This is a genomic window from Flavobacterium jejuense (assembly GCF_006491595.2).
Classification (GTDB): Bacteria; Bacteroidota; Bacteroidia; order Flavobacteriales; family Flavobacteriaceae; genus Flavobacterium; species Flavobacterium jejuense.
The window spans coordinates 26574-46263 of record NZ_VEVQ02000005.1; the positions used below are offsets into that span (position 1 = coordinate 26574).

General features: G+C 30.9%; 22 protein-coding genes. 3 read left to right on the forward strand and 19 right to left on the reverse strand.

All coding sequences use genetic code 11. The annotated features are described in order from the left end of the window. Nucleotides 1–19 precede the first annotated feature (19 nt). The 10 genes from FIA58_RS08705 to FIA58_RS08750 form a co-directional block, all read right to left on the reverse strand. Complete coding sequence (locus FIA58_RS08705) at nt 20–928, reverse strand: fumarylacetoacetate hydrolase family protein (RefSeq protein ID WP_140962096.1); 909 nt, start codon at nt 926–928, stop codon at nt 20–22. Nucleotides 929–979: 51 nt separating this feature from the next. Then, complete coding sequence (locus FIA58_RS08710; RefSeq protein WP_140962097.1) at nt 980–2089, reverse strand: cupin domain-containing protein; 1110 nt, start codon at nt 2087–2089, stop codon at nt 980–982. A gap of 77 nt (nt 2090–2166) precedes the next feature. Beyond that, nucleotides 2167–3147, reverse strand: a complete 981-nt coding sequence (locus tag FIA58_RS08715; protein ID WP_140962098.1) for a carbon-nitrogen hydrolase family protein — start codon at nt 3145–3147, stop codon at nt 2167–2169. Nucleotides 3148–3227: 80 nt separating this feature from the next. After that, nucleotides 3228–3650, reverse strand: coding sequence for an acyl-CoA thioesterase (locus FIA58_RS08720; protein ID WP_140962099.1), 423 nt, complete (start codon nt 3648–3650; stop codon nt 3228–3230). A gap of 1 nt (nt 3651) precedes the next feature. Beyond that, nucleotides 3652–4212, reverse strand: coding sequence for a hypothetical protein (locus FIA58_RS08725; protein ID WP_140962100.1), 561 nt, complete (start codon nt 4210–4212; stop codon nt 3652–3654). Between the two features lie 3 nt (nt 4213–4215). Beyond that, nucleotides 4216–5802 (reverse strand): AMP-binding protein, encoded by a 1587-nt coding sequence (locus FIA58_RS08730; protein ID WP_140962101.1) that lies wholly within the window; start codon nt 5800–5802, stop codon nt 4216–4218. A gap of 1 nt (nt 5803) precedes the next feature. Next, nucleotides 5804–6703: an alpha/beta fold hydrolase gene (locus tag FIA58_RS08735; RefSeq protein WP_140962102.1), complete on the reverse strand. Its 900-nt coding sequence runs from the start codon at nt 6701–6703 to the stop codon at nt 5804–5806. Further along, entirely contained in the window at nt 6704–9007 is a 2304-nt protein-coding gene (locus tag FIA58_RS08740) for an oxidoreductase (protein ID WP_243754654.1), read from the reverse strand. It lies immediately after the preceding gene. Nucleotides 9008–9018: 11 nt separating this feature from the next. Continuing rightward, a complete protein-coding gene (locus FIA58_RS08745; protein ID WP_140962103.1) occupies nt 9019–9474 on the reverse strand; it encodes an SRPBCC domain-containing protein in 456 nt (151 codons plus the stop codon). A gap of 1 nt (nt 9475) precedes the next feature. Next, nucleotides 9476–10081, reverse strand: coding sequence for a flavin reductase family protein (locus FIA58_RS08750; protein ID WP_140962104.1), 606 nt, complete (start codon nt 10079–10081; stop codon nt 9476–9478). A gap of 295 nt (nt 10082–10376) precedes the next feature. On the opposite strand from FIA58_RS08750, the gene FIA58_RS08755 reads away from it, so the two are divergent. Together FIA58_RS08755 and FIA58_RS08760 are read left to right on the forward strand one after the other, a co-directional pair. After that, nucleotides 10377–10796 carry a hypothetical protein gene (locus FIA58_RS08755; protein WP_140962105.1) on the forward strand — a complete coding sequence of 140 codons (420 nt, stop codon included), beginning with the start codon at nt 10377–10379 and terminating at the stop codon, nt 10794–10796. A 173-nt stretch (nt 10797–10969) separates the two neighbouring features. Beyond that, nucleotides 10970–11374, forward strand: a complete 405-nt coding sequence (locus FIA58_RS08760) for a DM13 domain-containing protein (protein WP_140962106.1) — start codon at nt 10970–10972, stop codon at nt 11372–11374. 116 nt (nt 11375–11490) lie between these two features. Here FIA58_RS08760 and FIA58_RS08765 read toward each other — a convergent pair whose 3' ends face one another. Continuing rightward, the gene (locus FIA58_RS08765; protein WP_140962107.1) at nt 11491–12012 is read right to left on the reverse strand and encodes a nuclear transport factor 2 family protein; all 522 of its coding nucleotides are present in this window, start codon (nt 12010–12012) and stop codon (nt 11491–11493) included. 448 nt (nt 12013–12460) lie between these two features. On the opposite strand from FIA58_RS08765, the gene FIA58_RS08770 reads away from it, so the two are divergent. Then, nucleotides 12461–12889: an FKBP-type peptidyl-prolyl cis-trans isomerase gene (locus FIA58_RS08770; RefSeq protein WP_140962108.1), complete on the forward strand. Its 429-nt coding sequence runs from the start codon at nt 12461–12463 to the stop codon at nt 12887–12889. A gap of 148 nt (nt 12890–13037) precedes the next feature. Here FIA58_RS08770 and FIA58_RS08775 read toward each other — a convergent pair whose 3' ends face one another. The 8 genes from FIA58_RS08775 to FIA58_RS08805 all read right to left on the reverse strand — a co-directional run bounded on the left by FIA58_RS08775 (nt 13038) and on the right by FIA58_RS08805 (nt 19393). Further along, nucleotides 13038–13505 (reverse strand): hypothetical protein, encoded by a 468-nt coding sequence (locus FIA58_RS08775; RefSeq protein WP_140962109.1) that lies wholly within the window; start codon nt 13503–13505, stop codon nt 13038–13040. Nucleotides 13506–13517: 12 nt separating this feature from the next. After that, the gene (locus FIA58_RS08780; protein ID WP_140962110.1) at nt 13518–14720 is read right to left on the reverse strand and encodes a C10 family peptidase; all 1203 of its coding nucleotides are present in this window, start codon (nt 14718–14720) and stop codon (nt 13518–13520) included. Nucleotides 14721–15108: 388 nt separating this feature from the next. Beyond that, entirely contained in the window at nt 15109–15837 is a 729-nt protein-coding gene (locus FIA58_RS08785; RefSeq protein WP_140962111.1) for a hypothetical protein, read from the reverse strand. Between the two features lie 459 nt (nt 15838–16296). Next, nucleotides 16297–16830 (reverse strand): helix-turn-helix domain-containing protein, encoded by a 534-nt coding sequence (locus tag FIA58_RS21725; RefSeq protein WP_317167886.1) that lies wholly within the window; start codon nt 16828–16830, stop codon nt 16297–16299. Nucleotides 16831–16852: 22 nt separating this feature from the next. Next, entirely contained in the window at nt 16853–17197 is a 345-nt protein-coding gene (locus FIA58_RS21460; RefSeq protein WP_243754655.1) for a hypothetical protein, read from the reverse strand. Nucleotides 17198–17355: 158 nt separating this feature from the next. Next, nucleotides 17356–17847 carry a hypothetical protein gene (locus tag FIA58_RS08795; RefSeq protein WP_140962112.1) on the reverse strand — a complete coding sequence of 164 codons (492 nt, stop codon included), beginning with the start codon at nt 17845–17847 and terminating at the stop codon, nt 17356–17358. After that, a complete protein-coding gene (locus FIA58_RS08800) occupies nt 17844–18215 on the reverse strand; it encodes an NAD(P)-dependent oxidoreductase (RefSeq protein WP_165928884.1) in 372 nt (123 codons plus the stop codon). Before FIA58_RS08800 ends, FIA58_RS08795 begins: the two co-directional genes overlap by 4 nt. Nucleotides 18216–18259: 44 nt before the next feature. Then, a complete protein-coding gene (locus FIA58_RS08805) occupies nt 18260–19393 on the reverse strand; it encodes an NADH-dependent flavin oxidoreductase (protein ID WP_140962114.1) in 1134 nt (377 codons plus the stop codon). Nucleotides 19394–19690 lie beyond the last annotated feature (297 nt).

A 19690-nucleotide genomic window follows, 5' to 3' on the forward strand; every position in this document is an offset into this window, starting at 1 on the left:
TAAATCTGTGTTTTTAATTTTATATTTCTTTTACTGTATTCTCAATTGTTCCAATTTTTTCTACAGTAGATTTAATTACATCACCCTCTTTTAGCCATTCTTGAGGATTTCTACCTGCACCAACTCCAGCAGGTGTTCCTGTTGCAATGATGTCTCCAGCTTCTAAAGTGAAAACAGTACTTAAATCTTCAATCAAATCGTTGATATTGAATAACATGAATTTGGTATTTGAATTTTGCTTTTCAATACCATTTACTGTTAATGACATATTCAAATTATGTGGGTTTTCAATTTCATCTTTAGTTACTAAAATTGGTCCCATAGGAGCAAAAGTATCTTGTCCTTTTGAAACAATCCATTGTCCAGATCGACGACAATCTCTTGCTGAAATATCGTTAATTATAGTATAACCAAATACATAATCTAAAGCTTCCGATTTAGGGACATATTTCCCTTTTTTACTAATTACAACTGCCAATTCAACTTCCCAATCTAATTGATTGGTTAGTTTTCTATTTAGCAATACGTTGGTATTAGTAGCTGTTACAGTTGTTGGTGGTTTAGAGAAAATAACTGGTTGTTGAGGCAATTCATTAGAAGTATCTAAAGTTCTTGCACTTTCAGCTACATGTTCGGTATAGTTTAAGCCAATTCCAATGATATTTTTGCGAGGCTTTGGAATAGGTGCAAGAAATGTTACGCTTTCAATTTTATGACTAATTTCTTCAAAATCCACATCTCTAGTATTTTCTATTAAATCAGTAATTTCAGAAATAATTTCAAATCCTAAATCGATTAAGTCTAACATGTTATCTGGTAATGGGAAATTAGAAATATTTCCAAAGTCTTCCATATCAATTACTAAGTTGTTATGAATAAATCCTAGTCTTGGTTCTGTATCTTGTGTTTTGTAAGTAAGTAGTTTCATTTTTTTAGTTTAAAAGTAGCTAAGTTTTTATTGTTCTTAAAATTGATATTGTTATTGTACTTGTTGATGTCCGTTATTTTCTATGTATTCTTTTCCTTGAAATAAGCCTAGTTTTTCAATTACAGGTAAATCGTTGAAATTGAATAAACAAGCATCTTCAGTGTCTGATAAATTGTAGTGTTCGTGCCAAGCCCAAGAAGGAACGCAGAAGATATCTCTTTCTTTCCAATCAAAACGTTTTCCATCAATTATGGTGTAGCCTTTTCCTTTGGCACATTGATACACAAATGACCCTGTATGTTTATGAGCTTTTCCTTTGAAACCTGCTGGTAATAATTGCATGGAAGCTCCCATAGTTTGCATCACATGTCCACCAGTCATAGGATTGGAATACTGCATAAAAACACCATCAATCGGATTGATTTCATTTGATTTTGAAGCTTCAACTAAAGCTGGATAGACTTTTGACCAAGAAAACTTGAATAAAGGAGAATAAGGTTTATCCCAAATTTTATCTGCAGGAATTATTCCAGCAGTTCCGTAATTGATTGGAGAATAATTTAAAGGAACATCTAAAGGTTGTTTTCCATCATAAACGGCATAATCATTGGCTTCTAAAGCATTTACTAAAGGAATATCCAATCCATCTTGCCAAATACAGGTTTTTCCATTGGAATCTACTCCGTGTTCATGCCAAGTAGAATTAGGTGTAATCACAAAATCATTGACTTCAAATGTAATCTTATTTCCATCAACAACGGTATAACCACCTTCTCCTTCCATAATAAAGCGTAGGGCAGAAGCTTTGTGTTTATGTGCTGATGTGAATTCTCCAGGACGTGTAACTTGAATTCCAGTATATAACCAGCCTACAGCAGCTGAAACGTCTTTTCTTTTGTCATTTACCAAATAAACTACTCGTCTTCCTGCTTGTTCTGGTGTAACTAATTCTGAAGATTTTAATACCAAATCTCTTAAATCATCGTATTTCCATAACATAGGAACTGAATTTGACTTGGGTTCCCATGGTTCTATATCATTAGCAACTGTCCATAATGCACCAGCACCGAGGTTTTCTAAATCTTTGTAATAGGCTTTTAATTCGGGTGAATCTTGAACTCTAGCTCTTCCGTATTGATCGTCTGAATGGTTTTCGTTCATTTTTTTAGTCTTAAAGTCTAAAGTCTAAAGTCTTAAAGAGATGTTTGTTCTTTTCTCTTTTGACTTTCAACTTTTGACTATTTTTTATTAAATTCTTCGTGATTATCTATAAAAGTTATCTTTCTTGTTGGAGCAATATTTACTCTTAAATCAAAGATATCGAATCGGTTGTAATGTCCCAAAATATCGTGCATTTGTTTTGGTTGAATACATTTTTCTAAATCAATTTCAGCATAAACAATTCCTTCGTCATCAATTAAAGGCTCTCCAATAGTTGCACCATTGGGTCCAATAAACCCTGAAAAAGCTGAATTTTTACGCGTTAACACTTCATCTACATTCGGAACATCTTCGCGTAATGCATCCATTATTTCTTGCGAAATGGTCGAACAAGAAACGATAGTAAATAACTTTCCTTCAAAAGAATGTGCTGCTGCTCTAATTTTAATTGCTTCAGCCATATTGTAATCTGGTGGAGCAACTGGTAACGAAATATAATTGGCAATATGCACTAATTCTCCTTGAGAAAGTAATGTGAAACGTGCTAAAGTATTTGTGTTTTCTCCACAAGCTAATGTACCAATTGGGCCAACTTCTGTATCATACACTTTTAAAGAAGAACCATCACCTGATGTCCATGTTAATTTTTCAGCCCAAGTAGGAACAAGTTTTCTGTGTTTACCAATTAGTTTTCCGTTGTTATCAATAATTAGATTTGTGTTATAGATTTCTCCATAAGAATCACCACGTTCGTTAATTCCAATTACGATATGGATATTGAAATCTTTTGCCGCTTGAAACAAAGGTTGCATAGAAGTATCTTCCGTTTTTACAGAACATTTGTATAGTTTTTCATACCATTTACTGCCTTGAACAGGTGTCATAATCCAATTCCAATAGGGATAACCTGCGACAAATACTTCTGGAAAAGCTATTAATGTAGCTCCATTTTGACTAGCTTCTTTGATAAAACCAATAGCTTTTTCAATGGTTTTTTCTACATCAAGAAAAATGGGTGAAGTTTGTACGGTTGCTGCTTTGAATTTTTTAAATATCATTTTGTTTTATTTGGAACATAGATTGGAGAAATTTAAATAATCTATAAATATTTCTCTGATTTCTTTAATCTGTGTTGCTTTTAAAGTTCGTGTTTTTTAATTTTACTTTTGATTTCTTCTGAAAAATCTTCCGCTTTGATGTCATTTCTATTTTCATTAAAGGCAACATTTACCAAAGTAACTTCACCTTCTAAACATGTTTTTCCTTCTTCATCTTCAAATTTAAAACCACATAGAACAGAAGCTCCTCCTAAATTTTTAACCCAAAGTTTTTTAGTTAAAATTTCTCCTAAACGTGCCGCTTTTTTGAATTGCACTTTTAAATCAACTGTTGGAATACCATTAGTTTCATGCATCTTTGAAAAAGATCGATCTAATGCTTCTTCAAACCAGTCTTCCACTAAATCGTTTAGCATTTCTAAAAATCTTGGGTAGAAAACAATTCCTGCATAGTCTACATGTTTGAATTTTATTTTTTCTTTTTTTATAAAAGGCTTATTCATTTTATTTATTAAATTTTTGTTCAAATTGCAATCTTCTATTTTCTAATAGTTTCGAATAATTTTCTTCTTCCTCTTTTGTATCTGTAAAATAGGTAATTCCGAATTCCTCAAAAAGCTTTTGTTGGAATAACATACTGTTTTCTAAAAACTTTAAGTTTTTAGTCGCATAAGAATTAAAACAACCAAAACATAGCTCTATATATCCAAGTATTTTATCTTCCTTATTATAAAAGACGATATTGTGTCTTGGAAAGTAACAATCGGCTCTTTCACTAATATAATCATCTGTAGAAACTAAACTATTCTTTAGTTTTTTAATTTGCTTTTTGTTTAAAATAATTTTATTTCGTAAATATTTTTCAGGAAATGAGATTGCAACTACTTTACCTTTATTATAAATCATATATCTTTTTTCACCTTCCCATTTAGTTAAATCTAAGAATGCATAAATTTCAATTTTTTTTGTTTGTTTGAAAATGCAATTAATTAGTTTTTTATTTTCATTTTGACTTATGCAAGTGAGTAATTGAAACAGCGCAAGTATTAAAAGAATCTTTTTCATAATTTACTTCAATTTAAATCGTTGAATTTTTCCCGTTTCTGTTTTTGGTAAATTTTGCATAAAGTTAATCATTCTAGGGTATTTATAAGGTGCAGCGACATCTTTGAACCAATTTTGAATAGCTTTTGCAAATTCATCAGAAGCTTTAGATTTATCCTTTAAAACAATGTTAGCACAAACCAGCATACCTCGATCACTATCAGGTAAACCAACAACAGCACATTCTAAAATAGCTTCATGCATTAATAAAACATTTTCAACTTCAATTGCTGCTATATTATAACCTGAAGAAATAATCATATCATCGCCACGTGCTACAAACCAAAAATAACCATCATCATCTTGTTTAAAGATGTCCCCAGTTATATTCCAGCCATTTGAAACGTATGTTTTCTGCTTTTCTTCTCTATTTAAATATTTACAGCCCGTAATTCCCCTTACAGCAAGTCTTCCAGATTGGTTAGGAGGTAATTCATTCCCTTCTTCGTCTATTATTTTTGCTTCATATCCTAGAATAGGCAATCCTGTTGCTCCAGGAATCATATTTTCTTCATTTGATGAAATAAAAATATGTAACATTTCTGTGGCACCAATCCCATCAATAATTTTAAGCCCTGTTGCCTTATACCAATCTTCCCAAACTTGTAATGGAAGTGTTTCTCCTGCTGAAACACATTTTCTTAAACTTGAAACATCATATTCTGCTAACTTTGTGGTTAATATTCTCCAAGCGGTTGGAGCGGTAAAGCAAATAGTAATTTTATGTTCTTCAATCGCTTTTAATAATAAATCGGGACTTGGTTTTTCAATTAAAAAGGTGGATGCTCCAAAATACATGGGAAACAATACCAAACCTCCTAAACCAAAGGTAAATCCTAAAGGAGGACTTCCAATAAAAATATCTTCTCTTGTAGGTTGTAAAGAATAAACAGGAAAAGCTTCGCAAATATTTAATATATCTTTGTGATAATGAGCCGTCATCTTAGGTAAACCAGTTGTTCCAGAAGTAAAACCAATTAAACAAATACTATCCGCTTTCGAATGATAGTTGTCAAATGTTTTTGGTTTAGATTGCATGAATTGGTCCAAGTCTCCATTTCTATAGAAACTTTTTTGTTTTAGAAATTGTGATTCTACTTGATTTATTTCATCAGCTAAATCACTATCAGAAATGGCAATTGAGACTTCCGCACAATTAATAACTGTTGTTAGTTCTTTAGCTCGAAGTAGAGGCATAGTTGCAACAACAATTCCACCAGCTTTTAAAACAGCAAACCAGCAAGCCACCATCATAGGGTTATTAGCCGATCTCAATAATACCCGATTACCAGAAATTAAACCTAAGTCCTCAACTAAAACATGTGCAATTTGATTGGCTTTTTCATATAAATCTTGGTAAGTCCAGGTTTCTTCAAAAGTACGAATACAAATGGCAGCACCATTTCCATTTTGAATATGATTATCTAATAAGCGTTCTACACAATTTAGCATTTCTGGCTGTTGAAATTGAGGTAAATTGCATAAATAGTTAGGTTGTAAGTCTGGACTTGGTAGATTAAGGTGAGCGAAATTATCTTCGTAATGCTTCATTTTAATTTTTCAAAAAGTTATTAATAGAATTAAAATAGAGTTCGTTAGCGTCCAACCAACCATAATGAGCACATTTATCCATTAAAATCAGTTTAGAATTAGGAAATGCCTTTGTAATATCTGTTGCAGTTTCTATTGATATAATATCATTCTTTCCTTGTAAAACTAATACAGGTTGTTTGAAATTTTTGAATGAGTTTGTACAATCAAAATTTATCCTTCTTAAATCTGCAAATACTAAAGAATTGATATGTAAATTTGTTTCTGTCAATCGTTCTGCAATTATTTCTGCTTTTGATTTATCATACACATAAGCATAAGCGAGGTACTTTGCTCTTAATTTTGCGGTTTCTTCAGATGAGTCACCGTTGCTTATTTTTCTACTATAATAAGTTAAACTATCTCTTTGATTTTGAGTTAAATTGTTATTTAGGTGTTCTTGAATTGTATTTGTGAATTTCATATTTACACCACCGGAAGAAGAAAAAATCAATTTTTCAATCGTCTCAGGATGTTGGGTGGCATAGTAGGAAGCCATTATTCCTCCAAATGAATGCCCAAGAATAATCCATTTATCAATTTTAAGATGTTTTCTTAGGTATTCAATATCACTAACCATTAAATCCATTGTAATCGTTTCGGAATTGGCTTTACTAATAGTAGATTTTCCTGTACCACGTTGATCATAAATAATGGTTTTGAAATTCTTTTTTGCCAATTCTTCAGCTAAATATCCAAATCCTTCACAATTTATTCCTGGACCACCATTTATAATGAGAATAGGTTTTCCGGAACCAAATGTTTTGTAATGCAAATTAGAATTATCTCTAAGAATCACTTCTTCAGTTTGAGTAAAACCAAAGTTTAAAAAAAAGAGTAGAAGCAAGGTGAAATTTTTCATTTATTTCTTATTACTTTTCGGTTTCAAAGCCTTTTTCATTCCTTCTGTTTGTTTTCTTTCAAAAGCTTTTAAAGGATATAAATGAGAAATTCCCATTTTGTATGGATTTGGAATATCTTCTGCTTGAAAGCCTTCGTAAGCTTGTGCATTTCTAACAAAATTTGGATCTAATAACAAAGGTCTTCCTAAGGCTACTAAATCGGCTCTTCCGTTAAGAATTATAGTATTTATTTGATCTATATCTTGAATATAACCCGTTGTTATAGTGGGAATGGTAACTGTATTTCGAATAACATCTGAAAATGGTGTTTGCCACATTCTTCCTATTTTTGGTTTTTGATAAGCTACTGTGTTTCCTGTAGAAACATTAATGATGTCTGCTCCTGCATTCTTAAAAGCAGTAGCAATAAGTATAACTTCTTTTTCTGAAATTCCATCTTCAGCCCAATCGGTTGCTGAAATTCGTACTGACATGGGTTTCTCTTTTGGAAAAACTTCTCGCATAACTTTGAAAACACGTAATGGAAATTTTAATCTATTTTCTATACTTCCTCCAAATTCATCTTTACGAATATTAGTTAAAGGAGATAAGAAAGATGCTAATAAGAAACCATGATGAGCTTGCAATTCAATCATATCAAAACCAGCTTCATTTGCATTTTTTGTTGCTTGCACAAATTGATTCGTAATTGAATCCATATCTTCTAGAGTCATTTCCTTTGGTTTAGAAAAATGTTCATTGAAAGAAATTGGAGAAGCCGAAAGCAATTCCCATTTATCTTCTAAATCTTCTGTTTCCCAAGGTTTTTTTGTAGCTCCTTTTCTACCAGAATGACCTAGTTGAATTCCAATTTTACTCTGAGTCTGTGTATGAATAAAGTTTGTTATTCTTTTCCAAGCCTCAATTTGCGTATTGGTATAAATACCAGCACAACCTAGAGTAATTCTTCCTGTAGTGGAAATCGCTGTCATTTCCGTTAAAATCAGTCCTAAACCGCCTACAGCACGTGAAGTATAATGTTGAAAATGCCAATCATTAACTAACCCATCATTTGCAGTGTATTGTCCCATTGGACTCATTACAATTCTATTTTGTAATTCTAAATCGCGAAGCTTGAATTTTGAAAAGGCAGCTGGTGTTTTATTTTCATTAGAATCATTAAATTCAGCTAAAACTTTATCTGTAAATGAATTATCTCTTATTCTTAAATTTTCATAGGTGACCTTTTTAGAACGAGTCATGCATCCAAAGGCAAATTGATAAAAGGGATGTTGTATATGTCGATCGATATTCTCAAACCAATCAAGCGATACGTTAGCTGCATATTGAATCATTTCAACAGTATTTCTTCTTGCTTTTTCATAAGCTTTATAAGCTTTTTCAATATCCTTTGGACTAGCTACAATTGCATCAGACAACGCTATTGCAGATTCCATAGCTAGTTTTGTTCCAGAACCAATAGAATAGTGTGCTGTTGCTTTGGCATCACCTAGTAAAACAACATTGTCTTTATACCAATTCTCATTCGTTACATGTGGAAACTGTCTCCAATGTGATTTATTGGTAATCAAACCATGACCCTCTAATTCTTCTTTAAATAGTTCTTTTAATTTTTGAACGGTATCTTCTTCATTATAAGTGTCAAATTCAAATTTTTCCCAAGTTTCAGGTGCACATTCAAAAATCCAAGTACTCATACCTTCTTCATATTGATACGTATGAGCAGCAAAAGCTCCATTAGGTGTATCTTTAAAGAAATAAGTAAAAGCATCTAATGGCTTTGTTGAACCCATCCAAACGAATTTGTTTTTCTTTAATGCTACTTTTGTCCCAAAATCTCTTTCGAATTGTGTTCTTATTTGACTGGAAATTCCATCACAAGCCACAATTATGTCAGAGCCTTTAAATTGGCTTAAATCATCTATATTTGCTTCAAAATGGAGATTTACTCCTTCTTCTTGGCAGCGTTGATGTAATAATTTTAATAATGTTTTTCGGGAACACCCACAAAATCCATTTCCAGCACTGCTAATTTTTTGTCCATCTCTTGCAATGATAATATCATCCCAATAAGCGAACTTACTTCTGATTAATTCGTAAGATGGCATGTCTTTTTTTAAGAATTCACCTAGAGTTTCATCTGAAAAAACAACTCCAAAACCAAAACTATCATCTGGACGGTTACGTTCATAAACATCTATTTGACAATGAGGTATTGCTTTTTTAGTTAATATTGAAAAATATAGACCACCTGGACCACCACCAATTACTGTTATTTTCATATTTTCTCTTTTCTTCTTCAAGAATAGTCATTTTAAGGTTTCATAAAATCAAAAGCTCCTTTTCTTAAATTAATTCCGTATTCTAAATAGGCTTTTAAACAAGATAAGAAATTAGACCAACCAAAAGAATTACCAGATAACCATTTTAATCCAGCTTCATTATTTGGCATACTTTTTTCTGTTATTGAAACCAAAGTGTTATGGTACTCTTTTTCCGTTAAAGTAATTTCAACTAAAAGTTCAATATTTTCCATCATCCAGTAATAAGAGATATATTTATTTTTTTCGATTTTTCCAATACGAACAGGGCAGTCACTATCAAATTCTGGAAATTTCCATACTATGTTTTTCCCTTCTTCCATTATTCCTGTACTTTCAGAAATAAAATAATGTGACATCTTTTTTGGATCAACAATGGCTTCAAATACCTCAGAAATGGGCTTTTGAATTTGCATTGCTACCTTAATTATTAGTTCATCCGTTTTCATTTTATGCTCTTTTGATAGAAAAAATTTCCCCTAATGTTCCGTAATTAGAACCTGCTAAACGTGCTACAGGCTTATAAGTTTCTAAATTTATCTTATCATTTTCCAAAAGTATAGTATCCTCAATGTGTATGATTATGATTTTGCCAATTACAACACAAGCACCACCATTGTTATCATTATCAATGAAATAATGATGAATTTTTTCGCATTCAAAATGTACTAAACTTTCTTTTACTCGTTTTGGTTTTACAGAAATAGAATCAATAGGTGTAAGTTGCGCTAATTCAAATTCATCAATTTTTGCTGCTACTGAGGCTGAAGTAGCATTCATTTGTTCAACTATATCTTGAGTAACTAGATTTACTACAAATTGATTGTTCTGCAACACATTATTTAATGTGTCTTTATTTTTATTATTGTCTCTTCGAGTAGAAAACATAACACAAGGAGGATCACTACTTACCATATTAAAATAAGAAAAAGGAGCTAAGTTGTTAATTCCATTTTCATCAATTGTTGAAATCCATCCAATAGGTCTTGGTATTATAGTACCAGTCAAAAGCTTATAAAGTACCGAAGGATCGGTTTCTTTTGTGTTATATTGCATTAGTTAAGTTCTTTTTTACAAATTAAATAAATTTTATGGTATTTTTTTTAGAAATCTGTAAAGAATTACTAAAAAGTTATCAATTCATTTAATTGAATTAATTGACTTATTTTTAATTCAAACTGAATTAGGACAAAAATGCTCCTAATTGAAATAAGAAAATTATAGTATAAAAACTATTATATCAATATTTTAGATAATATTAATTCTAAAATAACCTTTTGTTAATCTAAATTAGTGCTATTTTATTCTGCTTTTTGTAAATTTGAATAATTACAAACAAATATTTTATAACATGAAAATTTTTCAAAAAACAGTACTGATTGTAGCTTTAGCATTATTTATTTCTTGTGACAAAGAGGAAATTACTACTACAGACAATTTAGATTCTAAAGCATTAAAAACCAACAAAGTAACAGAAAGAACAACAGAGGTTTTTTTCGATGTGTACGTAGAGTTAGTTGACAACAATGGAAATAGTGTACCTGCTAGTACATTACCAGGATATGGAGCAACTAATTTAGAAACAGGAGTTTCTTACTATGATTCTCGTTACGAACCAGGTTTATTTGAAAGCTTACCAATAGGTACTTATCGCTTTTATGCTCGTGATGGTTATTTTGATGGAGCTTCTTCTGCAATCGTAGACGTAATTCCTGCAAATGAAACACCTGAAGGATGGATTATTGCGACCTTAAATTACTGGTCTGAATAGTAATATATTTAAATTATTGTAATAACAAAAGGAAGCTATATTAGTTTCCTTTTTGTATTTATACCAATTTTATTTTATCATTTTATAACATATTTAACTTATATGTTAGCTAGCTAACAATTTAAATTATTACTATAATGTATATTTAAGTTTTTAATTTAAATAGATATATCATGTTAAAGAAAATTGCTTTTTTATTGCTTATCTCTTTCTTTTTTTCTTGTGAGAAAGAAGATGAAATTACTAAAATAGAATCTCAAGAGAATATGAATAATAGCATCTTGAGAGGGATCTTTAATCCTACAGAAGGAATTATGGTATCTGGAAATGCAATAATTAATGAAGATGATAATCAGAAATACGTAGCTTTAGAAAATTTTAGTATTTCTAGTGGTCCAGATTTGAAGGTGTACCTCTCAACAACAGACTTACCAGATACTTTTGTCAATTTAGGAGACTTAACAAATGCTACTACCTATACAATTCCACAAGAAATTGATTTGAATGTGTATAAATATGTTTTAATTCATTGCCAACAATACAATCATTTGTATGCAATTGCTGAATTGAAAGAGTAGGTGATAAATCAAAATGTTGCCTTAATGTAAACAAAAGTTTTATTCATATTTTAATTTTACTACCTCTAATATTAAAATATAGTATATGGCTGACTTAAATGAAAAATTTCAATTTGTTAACCATTACCTAATTGCGCTTTTATTTGAGCATTATATTTGGAGTAATCTCCATAATCAGTATGTTTCTTTATTTTACCGTTTTCAATTTCCAATATAGTAACAAAGGGAATTGCAATTAGAATAGTTTCCTTACTCTCTTTTTTAAACCAAGAAGTAGGTATGACACATTCAAATGTGGAGTTAATAATGACAAAAGAGTTGGCACAAAATTTTTTTTCAATAATAAAATTCACATAAGGAGGTTTGTTGTTTTTAAAACGGTCTTTAAAAACACCTTTAAAAAAAGCATATACGTTCTCTTTTCCTTTAAAAAGAAAAGGTTGACCAAATGCTTTCTCGGCAGTAGGATCTTCAAAATGAATATCTTCGGAATAGAATGTCTTCATGGTATCAAAATTCCAATCTCCATAGGCTTTCATGTAAGCAGTGGCAATACTGTCGTTTGAATTCATATTGTTTTGGGAAACCAAACTATAACTAATTAAAAAAAACAAAGTGCTTAAAAAAAATGATTTCATGTTATGGTTCTTTTGAATTTTACATCATACTCAAAAAAATAGGTATGACTATTTTAATGGATTTATCTTCTCATAAGTATGGTAAACTTAAAGTAAAATATTGTAAGTACAAAAAACTTTTAAATTTTAAAAGACCAGAAAAACACTTCCTCAAATTTGTCATATTATAACTACAGAGTAGTAATTAGTACTTGTTGACTGACATATTTACCGATGAATACATTTTATATACTATTGTTCTTAATAAGATATCATAAAGAGTGTGCTTCACCATTGGTAAAGGAATGGAGCGTTTTTCAATCTCAACAAACATATTGATTTATTACAAACTAAATTTTATATGACTTGTTTGGAATGGTTTTTGTCGCCTTTTGCCGCATAAGTTTAATCTAAAGTGTTTGCCGCATAAGAATTATGTAAAGCACATTTTATCAAATTAAAATATAATATGAGTTTAGTTAAAGAGAACAACACGGTTAAAGTAAATTACACAGGTAAGTTGTCAGACGGACAAATTTTTGACAGTTCTGAAGGAAAAGAACCCTTAGAATTTACTTTAGGAAAAGGACAGTTGATTCCTGGTTTTGAAAAAGGAGTATTGAACATGAAGCTGAATGAAAAGAAAACCATTTCAATTCCTAAAGAAGAAGCCTATGGTGACGTAATTGCCGAATTAATACATGAAGTAGAAAAAGCGCATCTTCCAGAAGAAATTAAACCAGAAGTAGGGATGGGGCTTATCTCTAAATCTCCAGACGGACAAGAAATGAATTTAATGGTGGTTGAAGTGAAAGACCAAACTATTGTTGTAGATGGAAACCATCCTTTAGCAGGGAAGGACCTTATTTTTGATGTTGAAATAGTTGCGATTAGTTAAGTCATAACTTATAAATTATAGAATAGCCCTTGTTTACTTTTAGTGTAAGCAAGGGCTGTTTTTTGATTTAAATTGAATTTTAAAAATAGGATGTAGTTTTATGGTTATTTTAAAAAAACATCAAAAACTCATTAATAAGCATTCATTCTTATTTTATAATTTCAAAATATCTCTCATTTTTATAGGACTGCCAAACTATTTTATCATTTAGCCAAACTTTTTTACAAATCTCAGAATTTATATTTTTTTCTATTTCACACTTTAATGTGTCACTATCAACTTCATTCCACTTGATATAAGTTATTGGAAGGTTATCTTTGTTTTTTACATTCGGAAATATTTTAATTCTGTACTCATTTTCATGTTCATAAATGAAAAAACCCTTTGGATACGAAGCATTTTCATCATAAAATTCAACAGATACTCCATCAATTACATATATTATTTTGAATTTATTGGGGTCTAATGAATTAGAGTTTTTTGAATTAAGTAAGTCGATACCATCACTATCTTTTACAGATATAGTAATTGAAGTGTCAACTATAAATTGCTCACTGTCATTTGAATTACAAGATGAAAAAAGCATAATCACTAAATAAATGATTGAGTATTTCATTATGAATACCATTTAAGGTTTGATATTATAAACCATACCTGTTTGATAATTGAAGGTGTTACTACCTGGATTAAAGTTATTAAAACTATACCATCCATTATAGGTGCCATCCCATCCCCAATTCATATTAAATTTCAACATCGAACCCCAACAAGGATCAATATAATTTAAATACCCATCGCATACCCAAGCATGACCATCTTTATATTGACCAAAAATCCACCAACCAGATTTTCTTCCCCCTTTTAGAATAACAGGACGATTGTAACCTAATTGGGTTTTAACAGTTTGATAATTATATCCTCCATAAGATGCGGTACTATAGCCAAAATCATTTATAAATGATGAAGCCACTTCATTTTGAGTATTAGCACCTGAACCATCACACGTATAATTCATATTCACTGCAGTTCCAATATTTTTCATTAAAGTAGCTGTGGTACTTGTTCCATATGAATTAGGCATGCTAGACCAACTATAACTTGTAGGGTATTGATGGTATTTCATTACTTGAGCCATAGCTGTAGCAACACAACCAGTCCAAGCATGACTACAAGGACCACAAGTCATGGATGGTGTTTGAGAATTATAACCACAGCCTTGTCCCCAAGTGGTTTGAAGAAAAGGTCCTTTTTGAATGGTATAAGGTGTACAATCTGGTTCTTCTGGTTCTATTATTTTATAAGAAACTACATCAGCACCTCCTTTTTGTAAGTTTTCCCACTGCATTTCAGTTTGAGAATCAATTTTCGCATTTTTAGATCTTATTTTTTCAATATTTTCTTTTGAAGCATAGAGCCAACTTACTAAACCTGTAGGGAAAAACTCAGAATTCATATCAAATTCATTGGTTTCAGAAAAAGCTAGTACGGGTTCAGATCGTTTATCACCAGCTAGAATAATAAAACCTCCTCCTTCATAGTTTATTATAAAAAAGGCTGCTTTTTTATCCTTATCTGGTACTTCAATAATAGATTTAATTTTCTTTTCTTCTTTTATTGTTGCGTTTTTTAAGGATTTATTCGTAAGATTTTCAGCGGTATTTACTAATAATAAATCCGTTGCAATCTTCTCAGCGACTGTTTTACTTACAGCGAAGTCATCATTTGCAATCATTTTGTCGACAGCATCATTTGTGTCAGAATTACTACAGGAAAATAGAATTCCAGCTACAATTAGTACAGCTAACCATTTTGTTTGTTTAAATTTTTTCATGTTTTTGTTTGTTTGAATTATTAAATTGGTTTAATCATAAGTTTCTTTAAATCTGTTGTTTACGTAAACTTAAGACAAATGATTAGAACTTCAAAATTTCTTTAGTCTTTTTTTTAAGGTGTTTTTTTTGTAAAATTATAATGAGTTCTTTTTTAAATTTTTTAGAAGGTAATGAGTACTTCTTTTTAAATTCAAATTTCAAATAATCTATATAAAATTCTTTTCTGATTTAAACTTCCTAGTCGAAATAAAAATCATCTTTTTGTTTTCAAAAAGGACTGATAAAGGTTTTGTTGATGATTAGTTACATGGTTAAGCATGAAAATTAGCAAATAAAACAGAATTGAAAATCCGAGAGGATTTTTGTAAGTAGGTTTTGCACTAGCAATTAATTGTATAGGGTTTTAAATTCAAGCTTCAACACATTCAATATTTTATCAGCTACGATTAAACAATTATCCAAATTTCCATTCATTCCCATTGAATTGGTCTCTAATTCCAAGAGTCTTTTTCCAATTTTCATTCGGTCGGCATTTTCCTTTTTCAATTTGAATAATCCAGCAACATATACTGAATATTCGTCTCTTGGAGAGGAACCATTAATCCCAATTGGATCCCAATCATTCCAAAGAATATCATCAATTTTTTTATGAATAATCAAATCTTTAGCAAGCTTATTATTAACTTCTTTATTTTTATTAAAAATTAAAATTGTTGCTTTTACTTCTTCATTTAAATATTTATTTGATAACGTGTCTGAAAATTTTAACGCAAGACTTGGAATATAAAATCCGCTATCAGAATCAAATGGTGCAGGAAGTCCAGATGAATTATAAGTAATTTTAGCAATGCATTCTGCTAGTAATAAATATATTTCAAATTGTGGGTTATTGTTTTTTAAAGTTAGATTTCGGATTTTACTAAATTGCTTGTGTGCATCTCTCCATCTCTCCGAATCATCAATTATTTCATAGAGCTCAATTATTTCATCTGGAACTTTCTCTAGAAATTGATCAAATCTTGATAAAACTAAACCTGCCCAATCTGGTTGAATAATATTCGGAACATTGTCGAATATTTGTTGTCCTGTATTAATATCATTCTTAATTTTTTCCATTTAGTTATTAAATTTAAAATAATTTTCCATTTGTCTATAACTAACGTTCATGATAAGATAGTTTTAGTGGTCAAAAAACTAATTTAATAAATCACAAACTAAATGTAAAATACGTTAGGATTTTCCTAAGTATGCTTTTGCTAAACAATTAATTTTAGATTGTTTTATTTGCTGGGCATTATTCAGTCAATTAATGTAATTCACGAATTGTTCCTGTTCAGGGAGTTATTTCTTTTTCTATTTTCAAAAAAGTATTGACAGTTTTATCTTTTAAGTTAACAACTTGGCTTACACCTAATCCATCTTGTTCAACCCAAGAAATAAATAAGTTATACTTATGTAGATTAGATTAGCCTAAACTTTCTGTAAACTTCTTACTGCAAAAGTACGAAATAAGGTTAAAATTAGAGATTATGGCTCCAATTTTTGCTAACTGTTGAATGGTGGTACATGTTACCCCTAATTCAAAAACTGTTCTCTATATTCGGTAGGTGTTATGCCTACTTCTTTTTTAAAAAGTCTTGAAAAGTAGGGTGGGTTTTCAAAACCTAATTCGTAGGCAGTTTCGGATACGGTTTTGTTGGTGCTCATTAAAATATTTTTTGCTTCAATAACTAAGGCAATGTGAATATGTTCCAGTGCTGTTTTGCCTGTTTCTTGTTTTAATAAATCACTTAAATATTTTGATGACAAGGCTAATTTCGCAGCCATATATTTTACAGTCGGTAAGCCTTCTTTTTGGAGAGCTCCGTTTTCAAAATAGTGTTTCAGTATGTCAGTAAATTTAGTGATTATGGTGCCTGATAAAACAGACCTATTCAAGAATTGCCGTTTGTAAAACCTTTGAGCATATTTTAAAATGGAATCTATATGAGTAAGTATTATATCTTTGCTGTATTCATCTTGATTATTGTAATATTCCAACTTTATCTTGTTGAATAAGTCCCATACAATGTCTTCTTCTTTTGGAGACAGATGCAAAGCTTCGTTCACTTCGTAATCAAAATATCCATATTTATTTATTTATTTCAGAATGAAGGTTGTGGTTCACTAAAAAATCTTCGTGGATATATAGCAGAAATCCTTTTTCACTTGTTTCTACATTATTCATCAATACTTTCTGATGTGGCTTTAGAAATGCCAAAGACCCATTTTCGTGGTCGTACTTTGTTCTGCCATATTGAAATGTCCCTGATTTTAATTTTGTTAAGGCAATCGTATAAAACGTCATCGTAAATTCTCTCTCGATAAAAGTACATTTTTCTGACTCTTCAAAAGTCAGTAGGCCCATCAGCGGATTTTCAGGTGGTGGAAATCCGTTTGCTTTATAGAGTTCACTTATTGTTCTATAATGTTTCATAAGCCCTATTGTTACTTAATTTATCTTAATATTATTCTTTAACCTTATTCTTTATTATAAAATTACCAAAAATTTTCAACCTTTAATAATTTAACGAATTTCCCGTGCAATAAAGACCAATGTATTAATTATAAACTAATAATTAATACATTGGTACGCTACATTTTTGCAAATTGATTTATTCTGATAGAGGGTTTTTCCAGATCGTCCCAAGTTTTTTGAGCTTCAAATGTTTCTTTATTTTTGTTCATTACGTCAATCAAGGGAACTACAAATTTCAATGGTTTTACAAATAAGGATAAAAATTTTGCCAATTCCATAGGCAATTTTGCAATTTTTAATTTCTCTTTCGTATAATTTTCTACATAAGCAGTTGTAGCTTCTAAGGTAGTCATTGCCTCTAATCCCTGCACTGAATATTCTTTGTTTAAAGCTTTCTCAGTTTCAAAAGATTTGGCAACCATTTTACCCAAATCTTCACCAGCTATCCACCAAGCTTTTTCGGTAGATTTTCCTATAATATTTATTTTATTTCCGTCTCTCATTCCTCCAGTTAAGTTTTCCATAAGGTTAGAGGAATAAAAGATGGTATAAGGTATTCCGCAATCTTTTATTTTATGGATTGCTTGTTTTTCGTATTCATCACTCACCAATCACCAGTATAGTTTCTCGCCAGAAAAGAAGAAAGGAAACCGACTTGTTTTACCGATGATGTTTTTAAAGCGGATAAGATATTATCTAATCCATGCATTTCAGGGTTAAATTGATTTTCCTTATCATTTGGCGATGATGAAATACTGATATAGACAGCATCTGCATTTTTCAAAGCCTCTGAAATTTCCGTTATATTTCGCAGGTCGCCATTTACAAAATGAATCTTGCTTGTAGGAAAAATTTGTTTTGCTTTTCGAACATTTCTAACTAACGCTGTTATTTCAAAACCAGCCTTTAGTAATTCTTTTGTAACCGGAATTCCAATCATTCCTGTTGCACCAATTACGGTTATTTTTTTACTCATTTTCATTTAGCTTTTATGAATTTGTAATTTTTAAAGTAGCAAGGCTAGTCTGTCACCTGAAAAAATCCCGTTGCTATGTGAATGAATTCCTGAAGTTTTTTAGGTATCGCAAGTTCATCAGCCTTAGACAGCCTTAAAACTTCATCGGCTTTTCCCTTATTAGATGCAAGTTCCACCCAATTCGGATTAATGATAAGTCCGTGTCCAACAGCTACCAATGACAATCCCATTTCCAGTGCTTCTATTGCTTCATTGAACTGTTTTATGCCTCCCGCAGCAATCACTGGAACTCTGTGATGAACGTGATCGAGTATTAATTTTAAAACCGTGGCATCTCCATTTTCATCATTTATCGGCTTTTGTGCAAGCAGATTAGCAAGTGAAACGTGTAGATAATCAATTCCGCAGTCGATTAGTTTATCAATCAATGGAAAGACATCTTTTACTCTATAGCTTTCAGGCTCTTCTGGTGAAATTCTGAAACCTATCATAAATGGTCTGTCTGCATACTTTTTAATTACATCCTGAATTTCCTTGATCACTTCTACAGCAAAATTCATTCGTTTTTCGGCAGATCCGCCCCAGTAATCTGTTCGTTGGTTATAATAAGGTGAAAAGAAATTTTGCAATAGAAATCCGTGAGCTCCATGCAACTCTATGCCATCAAAACCTGCCTTTATAGCTCTGTGCGTAGTTTCGCCAAAAGCCTTTATCATGTCCAGAATTTCTTCATGTGTAAGTTCACGTGATACAACTCCTCCTGCATAAAACATCGAAGGTGCTAATGCTAAGGGACTTGCACTAACAGGGATACCATCAGGAATAAGATCTAAAACCGCTTTATTTCCAGCGTGATAAATTTGAAGTACTGCAGCTGCCCCACCTTTTTTTGCCGCAGTAGCCAATTTTTTAAGACTTGGCATAAAAGAGTCATCATAGGAGGCATATTCATTGTTAAATCCAATTCCGTTTGCCATTACTCTGGTACAACCAGTTATTACTAATCCAACGTTTCCGCTTCGGGCTTCATAATGTTTTATTTCATCATCTGATATAGTATAATCATCATTACTAGCCCAAGTGGTCATTGGTGCCATTGCAATCCTGTTTTTAATTTTGATTCCGTTTTTAAATGTAAAAGTTTGGAATAATTGTTTTGTATCTGTTGTCTCGTTCATTATTTAAATTTTATGTTATTAAATGATGATACAAAGTTGAGACATTCAATTATTCTGCAAGTTATACAAAAGTCGGTAGATGTGATACAAATTGCGAAAAGGGATTTTTTGTGAACAGTTTTTAGAATACAACTTTAAGTCATTTATCTGTAATTTGTGAACAATACAAAATCGTAGGTATTTTCAACTATAATTATTTTGTTTTATAAATGGCTGATTTTTATTATTTATTCTCTAGGCTTGGTAGCAGAATGGTTGCAGTTTTGTTCGGAGTTTGTTGCGAAAAAGTACCTATTT

Coding starts and splice junctions, on each gene's coding strand:
- FIA58_RS08755 (WP_140962105.1), top strand. CDS start 10,377: ATGAAAATTTTTCAAAAAACAGTACTGATTGTAGCTTTAGCATTATTT.
- FIA58_RS08705 (WP_140962096.1), bottom strand. CDS start 928: ATGAAACTACTTACTTACAAAACACAAGATACAGAACCAAGACTAGGA.
- FIA58_RS08750 (WP_140962104.1), bottom strand. CDS start 10,081: ATGCAATATAACACAAAAGAAACCGATCCTTCGGTACTTTATAAGCTT.
- FIA58_RS08780 (WP_140962110.1), bottom strand. CDS start 14,720: ATGAAAAAATTTAAACAAACAAAATGGTTAGCTGTACTAATTGTAGCT.
- FIA58_RS08805 (WP_140962114.1), bottom strand. CDS start 19,393: ATGAACGAGACAACAGATACAAAACAATTATTCCAAACTTTTACATTT.
- FIA58_RS21460 (WP_243754655.1), bottom strand. CDS start 17,197: ATGAAACATTATAGAACAATAAGTGAACTCTATAAAGCAAACGGATTT.
- FIA58_RS08710 (WP_140962097.1), bottom strand. CDS start 2,089: ATGAACGAAAACCATTCAGACGATCAATACGGAAGAGCTAGAGTTCAA.
- FIA58_RS08745 (WP_140962103.1), bottom strand. CDS start 9,474: ATGAAAACGGATGAACTAATAATTAAGGTAGCAATGCAAATTCAAAAG.
- FIA58_RS08730 (WP_140962101.1), bottom strand. CDS start 5,802: ATGAAGCATTACGAAGATAATTTCGCTCACCTTAATCTACCAAGTCCA.
- FIA58_RS08775 (WP_140962109.1), bottom strand. CDS start 13,505: ATGAAATACTCAATCATTTATTTAGTGATTATGCTTTTTTCATCTTGT.
- FIA58_RS08800 (WP_165928884.1), bottom strand. CDS start 18,215: ATGAGTAAAAAAATAACCGTAATTGGTGCAACAGGAATGATTGGAATT.
- FIA58_RS08760 (WP_140962106.1), top strand. CDS start 10,970: ATGTTAAAGAAAATTGCTTTTTTATTGCTTATCTCTTTCTTTTTTTCT.
- FIA58_RS08725 (WP_140962100.1), bottom strand. CDS start 4,212: ATGAAAAAGATTCTTTTAATACTTGCGCTGTTTCAATTACTCACTTGC.
- FIA58_RS08720 (WP_140962099.1), bottom strand. CDS start 3,650: ATGAATAAGCCTTTTATAAAAAAAGAAAAAATAAAATTCAAACATGTA.
- FIA58_RS08715 (WP_140962098.1), bottom strand. CDS start 3,147: ATGATATTTAAAAAATTCAAAGCAGCAACCGTACAAACTTCACCCATT.
- FIA58_RS08770 (WP_140962108.1), top strand. CDS start 12,461: ATGAGTTTAGTTAAAGAGAACAACACGGTTAAAGTAAATTACACAGGT.
- FIA58_RS08735 (WP_140962102.1), bottom strand. CDS start 6,703: ATGAAAAATTTCACCTTGCTTCTACTCTTTTTTTTAAACTTTGGTTTT.
- FIA58_RS08785 (WP_140962111.1), bottom strand. CDS start 15,837: ATGGAAAAAATTAAGAATGATATTAATACAGGACAACAAATATTCGAC.
- FIA58_RS08765 (WP_140962107.1), bottom strand. CDS start 12,012: ATGAAATCATTTTTTTTAAGCACTTTGTTTTTTTTAATTAGTTATAGT.